General features: G+C 44.2%; 12 protein-coding genes. 6 read left to right on the top strand and 6 right to left on the bottom strand.

Features of this window, described 5'->3' with window-relative positions:
* Positions 1-269 precede the first annotated feature (269 nt).
* Entirely contained in the window at positions 270-1,151 is an 882-nt protein-coding gene (locus tag LX99_RS06725; protein WP_109607166.1) for a bifunctional 5,10-methylenetetrahydrofolate dehydrogenase/5,10-methenyltetrahydrofolate cyclohydrolase, read from the top strand.
* Between the two features lie 73 nt (positions 1,152-1,224).
* Here the strand turns inward: LX99_RS06725 and LX99_RS06720 are convergent, their stop codons facing one another.
* Positions 1,225-1,557 carry a Rieske (2Fe-2S) protein gene (locus LX99_RS06720; RefSeq protein WP_109607165.1) on the bottom strand — a complete coding sequence of 111 codons (333 nt, stop codon included), beginning with the start codon at positions 1,555-1,557 and terminating at the stop codon, positions 1,225-1,227.
* Positions 1,558-1,568: 11 nt separating this feature from the next.
* Complete coding sequence (locus LX99_RS06715; RefSeq protein ID WP_109607164.1) at positions 1,569-2,333, bottom strand: hypothetical protein; 765 nt, start codon at positions 2,331-2,333, stop codon at positions 1,569-1,571.
* A gap of 237 nt (positions 2,334-2,570) precedes the next feature.
* Between LX99_RS06715 and LX99_RS06710 the strand changes: the two genes are divergently transcribed.
* Complete coding sequence (locus tag LX99_RS06710) at positions 2,571-3,194, top strand: 7-carboxy-7-deazaguanine synthase QueE (RefSeq protein WP_022831340.1); 624 nt, start codon at positions 2,571-2,573, stop codon at positions 3,192-3,194.
* 40 nt (positions 3,195-3,234) lie between these two features.
* The gene (locus tag LX99_RS06705) at positions 3,235-5,136 is read left to right on the top strand and encodes an OmpA family protein (protein ID WP_109607163.1); all 1,902 of its coding nucleotides are present in this window, start codon (positions 3,235-3,237) and stop codon (positions 5,134-5,136) included.
* An 86-nt stretch (positions 5,137-5,222) separates the two neighbouring features.
* Here the strand turns inward: LX99_RS06705 and recQ are convergent, their stop codons facing one another.
* Positions 5,223-7,415 carry a DNA helicase RecQ gene (gene recQ, locus LX99_RS06700; RefSeq protein WP_109607589.1) on the bottom strand — a complete coding sequence of 731 codons (2,193 nt, stop codon included), beginning with the start codon at positions 7,413-7,415 and terminating at the stop codon, positions 5,223-5,225.
* Between the two features lie 256 nt (positions 7,416-7,671).
* On the opposite strand from recQ, the gene LX99_RS06695 reads away from it, so the two are divergent.
* Positions 7,672-8,757, top strand: a complete 1,086-nt coding sequence (locus LX99_RS06695) for a mannose-1-phosphate guanylyltransferase (protein ID WP_109607162.1) — start codon at positions 7,672-7,674, stop codon at positions 8,755-8,757.
* A 99-nt stretch (positions 8,758-8,856) separates the two neighbouring features.
* Here LX99_RS06695 and rlmB read toward each other — a convergent pair whose 3' ends face one another.
* Positions 8,857-9,627, bottom strand: coding sequence for a 23S rRNA (guanosine(2251)-2'-O)-methyltransferase RlmB (rlmB, locus tag LX99_RS06690; protein ID WP_109607161.1), 771 nt, complete (start codon positions 9,625-9,627; stop codon positions 8,857-8,859).
* 306 nt (positions 9,628-9,933) lie between these two features.
* Here rlmB and dnaB point away from each other — a divergent pair, with 306 nt between their 5' ends.
* Positions 9,934-11,499 (top strand): replicative DNA helicase, encoded by a 1,566-nt coding sequence (dnaB, locus tag LX99_RS06685; RefSeq protein ID WP_109607160.1) that lies wholly within the window; start codon positions 9,934-9,936, stop codon positions 11,497-11,499.
* A gap of 219 nt (positions 11,500-11,718) precedes the next feature.
* Here dnaB and chrA read toward each other — a convergent pair whose 3' ends face one another.
* Together chrA and LX99_RS06675 are read right to left on the bottom strand one after the other, a co-directional pair.
* On the bottom strand, positions 11,719-12,918 hold the full coding sequence (gene chrA, locus LX99_RS06680; protein WP_109607159.1) for a chromate efflux transporter: 1,200 nt from the start codon (positions 12,916-12,918) through the stop codon (positions 11,719-11,721).
* Positions 12,919-13,069: 151 nt separating this feature from the next.
* Complete coding sequence (locus LX99_RS06675) at positions 13,070-13,411, bottom strand: tetratricopeptide repeat protein (RefSeq protein ID WP_109607158.1); 342 nt, start codon at positions 13,409-13,411, stop codon at positions 13,070-13,072.
* Positions 13,412-13,456: 45 nt separating this feature from the next.
* Between LX99_RS06675 and LX99_RS06670 the strand changes: the two genes are divergently transcribed.
* Positions 13,457-14,194: an electron transfer flavoprotein subunit beta/FixA family protein gene (locus LX99_RS06670; protein WP_109607157.1), complete on the top strand. Its 738-nt coding sequence runs from the start codon at positions 13,457-13,459 to the stop codon at positions 14,192-14,194.
* The last annotated feature ends 3 nt before the right edge of the window (positions 14,195-14,197 follow it).

Raw genomic sequence — 14,197 nt, 5'->3', positions numbered from 1 at the left:
TTACGGGGAATGGATTGTGTACCAGGATGAAGAAGCCAGGTATCACATTAACGTTTTCAAACAGAGGGCAAATTCAGATCTCATTATAAATGATTTGCTGCTGAATAATAAAAACGAAACCATTAAAACGATCATCGATAAAATAAATAAAAACCACGGGCTCAAATTATCCCTGAATAACAGGCCTTTTATACGACTGCGATTGCGATCGGAAACGGCAGATTTAAACCTGCCACCCATACCTGATCACTTCGTTAAAAACTTATAACATGCAGCTTTTAGACGGAAAATACGTATCGGAAAAACTTAAGGTTGAAATAGCTGAAGAAGCAGCTAAAATATTAGAAAAAACAGGCCGAAAACCGCACTTGGTTGCGGTGCTGGTTGGCCATGACGGTGGCAGCGAAACCTATGTGGCCAGCAAAATGAAAAACTGCGAAAAGGTTGGTTTCAAATCATCGTTAGTACGTTATGAAGATGACGTTACTGAAGATGAATTGCTGACAAAAGTAGAGGAACTAAATGCCGATCCGGATATCGACGGCATTATTGTTCAGCTTCCGCTGCCCAAACATATCGATCCTGAAAAAGTAACCGAACGAATTGATCACCGTAAAGATGTGGATGGCTTCCACCCCGTTAACCTGGGCCGTATGCAGCGCAACCTGCCATCGTTTATCCCGGCTACGCCTTATGGCATCACCTTAATGCTTAAGGAGTACGGTATTGAAACAGCCGGCAAGCATTGCGTGGTTGTTGGCCGAAGCAACATTGTAGGCTCGCCCATGAGCATTTTGATGGCGCGCAATACTAAACCGGGCAATTGTACCGTAACTATTTGCCATAGCCGCACACCCGATATTAAAAAATTCACACTGGACGCCGATATCCTGATTGTTGCCATCGGCAAAAAGAATTTCATTACTGCCGATATGGTAAAAGAAGGCGTAGTAGTTGTTGACGTTGGTATGAACCGCGAAACATCCGAGCTAACCAAATCGGGTTTCAAGCTTTACGGCGATGTTGACTTTGAAAACGTAGCGCCAAAATCATCATGGATAACTCCGGTACCGGGTGGCGTAGGTTTGATGACCATTGTCGGTTTGCTTAAAAACACGCTGGCCTCGGCTAATAAGGAAGTTTATTTGTAAGTGAGTGGTTTATTGGGTTGATTAAGTGAATGGTTGATTAAATTCCCCCTTCACTTAATCAACTGCTCACCACTCACTTTCCTACTATCTTATCCCAAAACGAGGGCACACCGATATAAACCCCGTCATCCCGTACCTCAACCGGGTAAGTTGCAATAAAATCATTTTGGCCTTCGCCGCCTTTACCTGTTTCCAGGTTGTAGGTGTAACGATGATAAGGGCATACAATCATTCTTCGTACGCATAACCCCTCGCTCATATCAGCGCCGGCATGCGGGCATCTGGCCGCTGTGGCATAAAGTTTACTTTCAAAGCTAACCAGGCATATACTTTTGCTCCCGGCTTTAACTTTTTTTATAAAGGGTTTATCCCCGGCAGGTACCTCATCAATTTTGAACCATTTCATTTACAATAAGATCAAAAATCTATTTTGAGGTTCATTACATTGGGATTACTGATCACCTCATCCATGCTGGTAACAAGAGTAACCTCAGTCCTGTCCGCCGATAGTACGGCTTTTGAGTTATCAATTTTTTTAACGGGATGGGCAAACTTCAATACTAACTTATAAGGCATATCTATCAGCATAGCTTTAGCCATCATAAAAGTGTTCTTCGTTTTTTTGAGAAAGGCATTGAACTTAACCTTATCAATAATGCGGTAGAATTTATGCGGAGTTATGTCGTACTGGTAATAGTCCTGCCCCGCCACCATTTGCCGCGCATCCAAAACCTTGTTTGCTTTATCGTTAGTTGTAACGGTATTAAGCTGGCCGTTTAATGCTATTTTCGATACACTTTGCAGGTAGTACTGCAAATCGGCAGCGTTTTTAGCAGTATGGTTTAAGGTCACCCTCATTATACTTTTTTTCAGGTTCATATTAACCGAAAGTTCGCTGGTTTTAGCCATTTCCACTTCGCCCGCGCTTAATTTTTGCTGCGAACTATCCGGGATGGCGCTGTAAAAATTAAGGGTAGTATCCTTAACCAAACTAAACTGCGGCGTTTGCTTAACCGAATCGGCCATGAGGTTAACCAATACCGATACGGCACGGCTCATATCAAATCCGTAAACAACCTTACAACTGCCATCAGCATTAAAATCATAACGCTCCTCAATATCCACGCACGAACTGCAGCAAAGCACTACCAGGAAAACGAAAGAAAGGTAAAGTTTTTTCATAAGCACACGTCAATTTGAAGATACGGATTCCTAAAGCATTTTTACGAATTACTGATTAATTGGTTTTCTTTAAAATTAGATAAAAAAGGCTAAAAGCCGAAAGCAAAAGGCTAAAAGCAAAAAGATCAAGGATTAGTAAATCAATACAATGTCATTATAGCAACCTAAAAGTAAAGCTTTCAGCCATATGCTTTAGGCTTTCAGCTTAAATAACTACCTTTGCACCCTTAAATATTTATGGCACACCAGATACCAGACGACGGCACCCTGCTTCCCTTAATGGAAGAATTTTACACCATACAGGGCGAGGGATACAATACCGGCAAAGCGGCTTATTTTATCCGCCTCGGTGGGTGCGACGTTGGGTGCCATTGGTGCGATGTTAAGGAGAGTTGGGATGCCGAACTGCACGCGCTTACCGCGGCCGATACCATTGTAGCCAACGCGAACCTGCACCCTGCTAAAGCGGTGGTGGTTACCGGCGGCGAACCGCTTATTTATAACTTAGACTACCTCACCCACCAGCTTCACGAAAAGGGTATTAAAACCTTTATCGAAACTTCGGGGGCTTACCCGCTTTCGGGCGATTGGGACTGGATTTGCCTTTCACCCAAAAAGTTTAAAGCGCCTGTACCACATGTGGCTGAATGTGCGCACGAACTTAAGGTGATTGTTTTTAACAAATCAGATTTTGAATGGGCCGAGTATCATGCCAAAATGGTATCCCCGGATTGCAAACTTTATCTGCAACCGGAATGGTCGAAAGCTAAGGACATGACGCCCCTTATCGTTGATTATGTAAAAGAAAACCCGCAATGGGAAATTTCTTTACAAACGCACAAGTACCTTAATATTCCATAATATTTGTAACTTACGGTATTATTAATTTACCGTAAAACAAATGAGGGCTGCTTTACTGTTGCTGTTAACGTTCTTTTTGTCGGCCACGGTGTGGGCGCAACAAAAAACGTACTCCAGCAGCAACAAAGAGGCGCTTAAGTTTATTTTGCTGGCTAATAAGAACATCGACGATCATCTTTACGATGAGGCTATCGACAACATCCGGAAAGCCCTTAAAGAAGACCCCAATTTTATAGATGCCCGTGCCCTGCTTGGCGATTTATACCGGATGAAACGCCTGTACAAAGAAGCCATAGAACAATACGGAAAAGTGATTGCGCAAAACCCTGAATTTAACCGGGCCGTTTATTTAAAACTTGGCGAAATTGAAATAAACGAGGCACTCTATCCCCAGTCAAAACAACACCTCGAAAAGTATCTGAACTATCCCGGCCTCGCCACCGAAAACAGCACCTATGCGCAAAAACTTTTAGCTGATGCTAAATTCAGCATCCAGGCAATGCAGCACCCCGTACCCTTTAAACCGGTTAATATTGGCGCCGAAATAAATACCGCGAATGATGAGTACCTGCCCGTAGCTACCGCGGACGAGCGTACCTTAATTTTTACCCGTAAAATTAATAACAACGAAGATTTTTATAAAAGCGACAAAACTGGCGGCAAATGGGGTACAGCCACTTATTTAAGCAACCAGATCAATACCGACACCTATAACGAGGGAGCACAGTCAATATCGCAGGATGGTAAATACCTATTTTTTACCGGCTGTAACCGCCCGGACGGCTTAGGCCGGTGTGACATTTTTATAGCACAGAAAAAAGGCGACGATTGGGCAAAGCCCTTTAACATTGGCGGCCCGGTAAATACGGCGGGCTGGGAATCGCAGCCATCTGTAAATTACGACGGGCGTACGCTTTATTTTGTAAGTAACCGCAAAGGCGGCTATGGCGGCTACGATATATGGAAAAGCACGTTAAGTGATAAAGGGTGGAGCGAGCCTGAAAACCTGGGGCCTAATATCAACACGGCCTACAACGAGCAATCGCCGTTTATACACCCGGATGATAGCACCTTGTATTTTAGCAGCAACGGCTGGCCGGGTATGGGCAATAAAGATTTGTTTGTAAGCCGGTTGGGTAAAGACGGTAAATGGCAAAAAGCCGAAAACCTGGGTTATCCCATTAACAGCAATGGCGATGAGGGAGGCCTTTCTTTGACCGCTGCCGGCGACTACGCATTTTTTTCGTCGAATAACCTGAACGGTTTTGGCGGCTACGATATTTATAAATTCGAATTGCCGGTTAATGTGCGGCCGCACAGGGTTACCTACGTTAAGGGACTTGTAAAAGACGCCAAAACCAAACTACCGCTTGAGGCCGCCGTCGAGATCATCGACCTGCAAAGCAACACTGCCGTTTACCAGGATTACAGCGGCGAGGAATTGGGCGATTTCCTGGCCACGCTCACTTCCGGCAAAAACTACGGACTTAACATTTCAAAAAGCGGCTACCTGTTTTACTCCGAAAACTTTTCACTGCGAAATTATAAGGCCAACAAGCCCTTTGATATCGCCGTATTCCTTTCGCCAATTGAGGTTGGCAACAAGGTGATCCTGAAAAACATTTTTTTTGATACCAATAAATTCGATCTCGAAGCTGAATCTAAAGCGGAGTTATTAAAACTGATTGATTTTTTACAGATGAATACGCATGTGCGTATTGAAATATCGGGCCATACCGATAACGTGGGGCAGCACCAGGCAAACCTGTTGCTATCTCAAAACAGGGCTAAATCAGTTTACCAATACCTGGTGGGACATGGTATAGCGGCCGGACGCCTGGTTTATAAAGGATATGGCGAAACTCAGCCCATAGTGCCCAACACTACTGACGACGACCGCGCCCGAAACAGGCGCACGGAGTTCATGATTATAAACAAGTAACTGAAACAAACTAAACTTTAAAAGGCAACGGCAATAAAAAAGCCTCCGGTATTTGGTCCGGAGGCTTGTACAACGGTTAAGCTTTTTTAGTTGCCTAATTCCGACATAAATTTGATGCGCATTAACTGCACTTCTTCGCGGGTATAGTCATCGCTTCCCAGTTCGGCCAGCGCCTCATCTATCGAATCGGCTTCGGCAGTGCGGAAGTAATCAAAAACCTCCTCCTGTTTATCTTCGTCAATAACCTCGTCAATATAATAGTTAAGGTTAAGCTTTGTACCGGAATTAACTATGGTTTCCACCTCTTTCAATATCTCTTCGTAAGTGAGCCCTTTTGAAGCTGCTATATCCTCCAGGTTAAGGTGCCTGTCGATGTTCTGGATAATGAAAACTTTCAACGCCGATTTATTGGCCGCGCTCCTGATCACCATATCAATGGGGCGATCAATATCGTTATCCTCTACGTATTTCTGGATCAGATCCGTAAACGGTTTGCCGAACTTCAAAGCCTTACCGGCACCAACACCCGAAATTTGTTTCAGTTCCTCGGTATTGATCGGGTAATGCGTACACATTTCTTCTAACGATGGGTCTTGAAATATGACAAACGGCGGCAGGCCTTTTTGTTTGGCCAGCTTTTTACGCAGCTCCTTCAGCATTTGTAATAACTGGGTATCCAATGCGCCTCCGCTTTGTTTTGGACCTTCGTCGTCGTTATCCTCGTCAGTAGCTTCCATTACCCTGTTCAGGATAAAGCGGATACTGTGCGGATTATCGATAAATGAATTTCCGGATTTTGTTAAGCGCAACAGGCCATACTGGTCAATATCTTTCGAAATATAATTATTGAGCAATGCCTGGCGTAAAAGCGAGTTCCAGAGGTTTTTACCCTGCTCCTTACCCGATCCGTAGTAATCCAGCTGATCGTGCTCATAATTTTTGATCTGAGCGTTTTCCTCACCCATCAAAATACTGATGATATGGTGATCGTCAAACTTTTCGCCGGTGTGTTTGATCAGGCTTAAAACTTTATGCAGGTGCTCTTCACCGTCAAAATGCTCTTTATGCGCGCAGCAGTTATCGCACATGTTGTTGCAGCCTGCTTCGTTAAAGTTTTCGCCAAAGTAATGCAAAAGCTGTTTACGACGGCAAACCGACGATTCGCAGTAGTCGATAACTTCCTTCAATATCTGCGTACCTATTTCCCTTTCAGAAACAGGCTTATCTTTCATAAATTTTTGCAGCTTATCAATATCCTTTTCCGAGTAAAAAGCTACGCAAACACCTTCGCCGCCATCGCGCCCTGCCCTTCCGGTTTCCTGGTAATAACCCTCCATGCTTTTAGGCACATCATGGTGTATTACGTAACGTACATCAGGCTTGTCAATACCCATACCAAAGGCTATGGTAGCCACAATTACGTCAACATCTTCCATCAGGAACTTATCCTGTGTTTCTGCCCGTACCTTAGGGTCTAAACCGGCGTGATAAGGCAACGCCTTTACCCCATTAAGGTTAAGCGCTTCGGCAACCTCCTCAACCTTTTTGCGGCTAAGGCAATACACAATGCCCGATTTCCCCTGGTTTTGCTTTACAAACTTTACAATCTCCTTAATTACATTACGCTTGGCCCTTACTTCGTAAAAAAGGTTAGCGCGGTTAAATGATGATTTGTAAACTGTAGCGTTATTCATCTGCAGGTTTTTTTGGATATCCTGCTGAACTTTAGGGGTAGCCGTGGCTGTTAAAGCGATAATGGGTATATTTTCGCCGATATTGCTGATCACCTGGCGTATTTTCCGGTATTCGGGCCTGAAATCGTGCCCCCACTCCGAGATACAGTGCGCTTCGTCAACCGCTACAAACGATACATGATTGAGGCGCAGAAAATCAATATTTTCCTGTTTGGTAAGCGACTCGGGCGCAACGTATAATAATTTGGTTTTGCCGCCCAGCACATCTTCCTTAACCCTGGCTATTTCTGATTTTGTAAGAGATGAATTTAAAAAGTGGGCTATACTGTCAGACCCGCCGAAAGCCCTTAACTGATCTACCTGGTTTTTCATCAGGGCTATCAGTGGTGAAATTACTATAGCTGTGCCATCGCTCATTAAAGCCGGTAACTGATAACACATTGATTTGCCGCCACCGGTAGGCATAATAACGAAAGTATCATTGCCCGCCAGGATGTTGGTTATTATCGCTTCCTGCTCCCCCTTAAAGTTATCAAACCCGAAAAAATTCTGGAGATTGTCAAATAGCGATTTCTTTGCTTCTATCATTATTTTAACAAATTCTTAAATTGTATTTAAAAGTTTAAAGTAACAAAATTTTAAGAATAAACGATGGATTTACTTTTAAATTTTATACAAAAATGATTATTAAATGAAAAACAATTTTAAAGCATAGTCATTTATAAACCCGGTGAACCTGCTTAAACTTCTCCGCTAAATAATTTAGTTTTATTTAATGGATTTTTAACAGATAATTGTTCACTTTTACATAGTTGATACCAATTAAATTCTTTATAGCCACATGAATGAAAACTATTATGCTATAATTATGGCTGGCGGGATCGGAAGCCGTTTTTGGCCGATAAGCCGCACATCCCATCCAAAACAGTTTATCGATATACTTGGAACAGGTAAAACACTCATTCAAAATACGTACGAACGCTTCCTGAAAGTTTGCCCTAAAGAGAATATTTACGTTGTTACCAACGAAAATTATACAAAGCTGGTTAAACAGCAACTGCCTGACATGGCCGATCAGCAAATCCTGACCGAACCCGTAATGCGCAACACCGCGCCTTGCGTAGCTTATGGCTGTTTTAAAATTGAAAGCCTTAACCCTGATGCCGCCATTGTAGTTGCACCGTCAGACCAGCAGATCCTTGACGAAGACGCCTTTATCTCGTCTATCAAAAAATCATTGGCCACAGCTGCCGCTAACAATTACCTGATTACCCTTGGCATAAAACCATCGCGCCCGGATACCGGCTACGGTTACATTCAATATACGGATGATGTGATTAATGATGAGTTTCATAAAGTAAAAACCTTTACCGAGAAACCAACGCTGGAGATAGCCACAACCTTTATTCAAAGCGGTGATTTTTTATGGAACGCGGGGATTTTTGTATGGTCGGCACAAGCTATTGTAAAGGCTTTTGGTCAGTATTTGCCCGATATGCACGAAATTTTTGCTGATGCCAGATCGGTATATAACTCCGATAACGAAAAAGCGCATATCCATACCGCTTACCAGCAATGCATTAACATTTCGATTGATTACGGCATTATGGAAAAAGCGGATAATGTATACGTTTTACCGTCTGATTTTGGCTGGAGCGATCTCGGCACCTGGGCTTCAATATATGACCTGGCCGAAAAAGACTATGTGGGAAACGCCGTTATCCCTGCCGAAAAAGTGATCATGTACGATTCATCAAACTGCATGGTAAACGTACCCGGCGAAAAACTGGTGATACTGCAGGGCCTGCACGATTTTATCGTAGTAGAATCCAACAACTCGCTGCTTATTTGCCCCCGCGACCAGGAGCAGAATGTTAAGCAAATAGTAAATGATGTAAAGAGCAGGTTTGGGGCTAAATACATTTAACCCCCCGGCCCCTGAAGGGGGAGTTTAAGCGGAAGATATTTAATCATAAAGCATTGCCAAGGCAATGCTTTATGATTTTGATGCGCTTCAGCCCCACCTTCAGGTGGTGGGAGGGGTTCTTTGCCTCACTGCCTCATACAAAATAATCCCCGTGGATACCGATACGTTCAACGATTCGATCTCGCCGAACATAGGAATTTTAGCCAGGTGATCCGAAATGCGGATAATTTCGTTGCGGATGCCGTCCTCTTCTGAGCCCATTACTATTGCAGTTGGTACGGTGTAATCGGGTTTATAAATATTATCGCGGGTTTTTTCGGTACAGCAAACCAGTTGCAGGCCCGATTCCTGTAAAAATCTTACCGTTTGCATAAAGTTATCATGACGGCAAACCGGGATTTTATATAACGCGCCGGCCGACGTTTTAATAGCATCCGGGTTAATCTGCGCCGAACCTTTTGCCGGGATCACAATAGCGTGTACACCCGCGCACTCGGCTGTGCGGGCAATAGCGCCCATGTTACGTACATCGGTAATGCTATCCAAAACCAATACCAGCGGGGTTTCGCCTTTTTCAAATACATCCGGAATGATGTTCTCTATTTTCTGGTACACTATGGGCGAAATCACCCCGATTACTCCCTGGTGATTTTTCTGGGTGATCCGATTTAATTTTTCAACCGGTACCTGCTGGGCCGTGATCTGGTATTCGGCCATCAGTTCTTTAAGCTCCTGGATCAACCCGCCGCTTATGCCCCGTTGGATAAATAATGCCTCAATCTCTTTTCCGGAGCGAATAGCCTCCACTACCGCCCTGATACCAAAAACCATCTGGTTGCTTTCGCGCTGAGGTCTTGAATTAAATGCCATTTTATTAACTGAATTTTAGCAAAAGTAGCTATATTAATCGATTAAGCACTTATTGAACTGGTAACCCTAATCGGTTTACCGGCTATTACCCATCTGCACTATTAACATTGCAAAACTTTATTAACAAAGGTTTAAAATATTGTAAATCAGCTTAAAAAAAGTTAAATTAACATATTTTCCACATCAAGGTGTTAATTAAAAAGCTTCAAATTATTGTGCTGTGTATGATTATTTTAAATTATCGATACACTATGTTGATGGTTTACTTCGCCCCTTAAAACATTTTTTGTATATTTTTGTACCCTTATGAGTTTTGATAATAACAACCAGTACAACAAGCCTAACACTTTTGAACGCCGGGGCCGGATAGCTAATCCAAGTCCTTTCCCGGCAGGCGCCAAGCTCCCGCCGCAGGCTACCGATCTGGAAGAAGCCGTTTTGGGTGCGCTGATGCTGGAAAAGGATGCCCTTTCATCAGTTATTGATGTTTTAAAGCCGGAGGTTTTTTATCAAACCAACCACCAGAAGATCTTCTCTGCCATAAAAATACTTTTTGAAAAAACACAGCCGGTAGATATCCTTACCGTTACTGCCGAATTACGCAGGCAGGGCGAACTGGAGATGGTTGGCGGCGCTTATTATATTACCGAGCTTACCAGCCGTGTGGCGTCGGCTGCCAATATCGAATTCCACTCGCGTATCATTATCCAGAAATTTATCCAGCGCGAACTTATCCGCATTTCTACCGAGGTGATCAATAATGCCTACGAAGAAACCAGCGACGTATTCGACCTGTTGGATATGGCCGAGAAAAACCTCTTTGAGATAGCGCAAAGTAACCTGCGCCGCGATGCCCGCAATATGGACGATCTTGTGCGCGAGGCCCTGCGTGATATTGAGGCGCTGAAGGATAAAAAGGATGGTTTAACGGGTGTCGCATCCGGGTTTACCAACCTTGACCGGATGACCTCGGGCTGGCAAAAATCCGACCTGGTGATCATCGCCGCCCGCCCTGCGATGGGTAAAACGGCATTCGTATTGAGTTGCGCGCGTAACGCGGCGGTTGATTTCGACAAGCCTGTTGTGGTGTTCTCGCTCGAGATGTCGTCTGTACAACTGGTTAATCGTTTGATTGCCGGCGAGGCCGAAATTGAGCAGGAAAAGATTCGTAAAGGCACTTTAGAAGAGTGGGAATGGCAGCAGGTTCACTCAAAAATTGGCCGGTTAGAAAAAGCCACATTTATTATTGACGATACCCCGGCCCTTAACATTTTTGAATTCAGGGCGAAGTGCCGCCGCTTAAAATCACAATATGACATCCAGCTCATCATTATCGACTACCTGCAGCTGATGCATGGAAAGGCCGAAGGTAAAGGAGGCGGAGGTAACCGTGAGCAGGAGATCAGCAGTATCTCGCGTGCGCTTAAATCGGTTGCTAAGGAGTTGAACGTGCCGGTGATCGCGCTTTCGCAGTTAAGCCGTGCCGTTGAGAGCAGGCCGGGCAACTCAAAACGGCCAATGCTTTCAGATTTACGTGAATCGGGCGCTATTGAGCAGGACGCGGATATGGTATTGTTCCTGTACCGTCCGGAATATTATGGTTTAACCGAAGATGAGGAAGGCAACCCAACGCAAGGTGTAGGTGAAGTTATTATAGCCAAACACCGTAACGGCGAAACAGGTACCGTCCGGTTAAAATTTGTTGGCAAATATGTAAAATTCACCAACCTGGAAGAAGACATGAGCGGCTTCCCGCCGCTGGCAGGTAACGCCTTTTCTGGCCTCGCCCCATCCCAGGATTTTGATAAGCAAAGTAATTTTATTATCCGCCCATCAAGGATGGATGATATAGATGATGAAGCGCCGTTTTAGCCCCCCGGCTCCCTAAAGGGGGTGTTTATATACATGGGGACCTATGCGGTCAGAAAGTACAATCCTTGCGCTCGTTTTCAACGAGTGCTTAATATGGTTTGGCGATTGCATCGCCAGTCGCGTTACAAACGCGAAGCCGGGTTAAGCACTCGTTGAAAACGAGCGCAAGTTTTTCAGTTGAAGTATTCGGTTAAGCTCCCCCTTCAGGGGGCCGGGGGGCTAAAAAATCATTCCCAGCACCACACCGATAATAATCACTATCGGTGTTTTTATTTTGGTAAAATGCAGTAGCAAAAAAGTTGCGGCCATTAGTAAATAGTCTGTCCAGTTTAATCCAAAAGGGCGCACCAATAAAATGAGCGCCGTTGCCATAAAACCTACCGCTACGGCGTTTATACCGCTCAGGGAATTTTTTATCCGGGTAATCTTTTTCAAATCTTCCCAAAACGGCACTATAAACAGGATCAGGATCAAACCCGGCGTATTGATACCAATAACCGCTACCAGACTCCCGATTATCTGCCCCCAAACATTATAGCCTTTATTACCGAGTGTTATTCCTCCTAAAAAAGAGGTAAAAGAAAATGTAGGCCCGGGTAAAGCCTGCTGTAAGGCGTATCCGGAAAGAAATTCTGACCTGCCCAAATAGTGCTTCACTTCCACAAACTCGGTATACATCAGCGGAACCAAAACCTGTCCGCCTCCAAAGATCAGGATACCGTTGCGGTAAAAATTCTCAAACAAACGGATAGGTAAACTAAATGGCGAGGTTTGATTCACTACCGCGCCTAAAGCGGCAAAAAACAGCAGGATACCGATAAAATAGGCAACCTTATTAGGGTTAACATTGGCATAAAGCTTTACGCGCAACTCGTTTTCCTGCTGATGGGTTTCCATTGCCGATGATATGATGCCGCCAAGCAATATCAATATCGGGAAAGCATAGGCATTATGCAAAATCAGCGTAACCAGCAACGAGCCGATGGCCAGCATCCGGCTTACCCTGGTTTTTAAAAATTTATTGGCAAAATTATAGGTAGCATAAGCAACTATACCTACTGCCATCGGCTGCACATAACTGATAACGTGGGCAAATTTGGCTTTGTTGGCAAACATGTTATAGCTGATAGCAGCCGCACACATGATAGCCGCCGATGGCAAAATCCAGATCAAAAAAGTAATGATCGCTAACCTAAGCCCACCAACCTTCCAGGCTATACCAACCAGTGTTTGTGTTGATGATGGCCCCGGCAACACCTGCGACAAGGCATTGAGTTCCATCAGTTCATTCTCTGTGATGTATCCGCGTTTTTCTACAAATTCGCGCAACAAAACGGCAATATGGGCCTGCGGCCCGCCAAAAGCCGTGAAAGTATAGATCAAAACATCCCTAAGGAACAGGAGCTGCCGTTTTTTCATTTGCTAAAAAGGTTCATGGATCATGGTTGATAGTTCATAGATCATGGTTCATAGTTGATAGATTATAACAGATAGTGCTTATAAAGCTAAAAGCCGAAAAAGCTACTCCGCAGATACCATGAACTAAGAACCATCAACTATGAACAAAAGATCAATAATCGTCATCATCGTCTTCAAAACCAACGGCCTGGCGGTAAACTGCCAAAAGTTCTGAAAACGCGTGATTATCGCGTTTCTCTTTAGTGATCTTCATGCCTGTTTCGTAGGTTTTAATGGCATCGTCTTTACGGTTCAGGGCTTCATAAAGTTTGCCGAGGTGATAATAGGTACCCACATAATTGGGGTGATTGTTTACCAGGTCTTCATAATAGGCCAGTGCCTTATCTGTCTCATTTAAACGCAGATACTCCGTTGCCAGCGCGTATTTCAGAAACTCATCATCCGGTTCATTTTTTATAAACTCCAACAGCTTATCCAATCTGCTTAACTCCATTTTAAACTCTCTCTTTTTTAACTAAATTTGCAAAAACCTATTGATATGAAGATTTTGGTATGTGTAAGTAATGTTCCTGATACCACCACAAAAATAACTTTTACCGATAATAACACGCAATTTAATACAAACGGGGTTCAATTTATCCTTAACCCTTATGATGAAATAGCTCTTGCCCGGGCCATCGAATTAACCGATGGCGGTAAAGGTACGGTAACTGTAATTAATGTTGGCGAGGCTAATACCGATGCTACAATCCGCAAGGCACTGGCTATTGGCGCTACCGATGCTGTACGCGTTAACGCTAAACCGCACGATGCCTGGTTTGTAGCTTACCAGATTGCCCAATACGTAAAAGCTAATCCTTTTGATCTCATCCTCACCGGGCGTGAATCTATCGATTATAACGGTTCGAAAGTTGCCGGTATGCTTGGCGAATTGCTTGATCTTCCATCGGTATCCATCATCAAAAAATTAGAAGCGGGTGACAGTGAAGCTACGGTTGAACGTGAGATAGAGGGCGGCAAAGAAGTATTAACTATCCCCTATCCTTTTGTGGCAGGCGCTGCCGAGGGTGTTGCCGAACCAAAAATCCCCAATATGCGCGGTATTATGGCAGCCCGTACCAAACCGCTAACCGTTATTGAACCGGCCGAAGTAAAAACCCTTTCGGAAATTGTGAGCTACGAAACTCCTGCCCCTCGCGGCCAGGTTACGTTAGTGTCGGCTACCGATACTGCAAAACTGGTAGAGTTGTTGCATGCCGAAGCGCGGGTTATATAATCT

Origin of the sequence: Mucilaginibacter oryzae (assembly GCF_003148845.1) — a bacterium.
GTDB lineage: Bacteria > Bacteroidota > Bacteroidia > Sphingobacteriales > Sphingobacteriaceae > Mucilaginibacter > Mucilaginibacter oryzae.
This window is presented reverse-complemented; position numbering and strand designations above follow the sequence as displayed.